Source organism: Paraburkholderia sp. SIMBA_053, assembly GCF_046534895.1.
Lineage (GTDB): Bacteria > Pseudomonadota > Gammaproteobacteria > Burkholderiales > Burkholderiaceae > Paraburkholderia > Paraburkholderia caledonica.
On the sequence record NZ_JAWRXU010000208.1, the window covers coordinates 1 to 368 of the forward strand.

1 protein-coding gene is annotated in these 368 nt (G+C 33.4%); it reads right to left on the reverse strand.

The genetic code is table 11. The features are described from left to right. Positions 1 to 13 precede the first annotated feature (13 nt). The gene (locus SB753_RS35295; protein WP_410804706.1) at positions 14 to 277 is read right to left on the reverse strand and encodes a MerR family transcriptional regulator; all 264 of its coding nucleotides are present in this window, start codon (positions 275 to 277) and stop codon (positions 14 to 16) included. Positions 278 to 368: the final 91 nt, after the last annotated feature.

Sequence of the window (368 nt, forward strand, 5' to 3'; positions counted from 1 at the left end):
GGATACATATTTTTTAATCGTTATTAACTACCCAATCACTAATTTCCGAGATAGACAAACCAGATTTCTTTAAGTGTTTAATTGTCTCAATTCTTTGAACCGACGCTTCTCGTGGATATCGTCGTGTTAAATTTTCATCTGATTGTTCAAATGGAATTAAACCAGCTTCTGTGTAGTATTTTAACGTACTGTATCTCGAATCTGTTATTCGAGATAGTTCTCCGATAGATACATATTCAGATTGTAGAATATCCTCTAATGAACGTCTTCTTGACACTACAATCCCTCCAATTAACCTACGGACGCAATAATCGTAGTAATTGTGTGTGATATACTATCTATCATGGCAAAAATTTCTTTATTTTTCG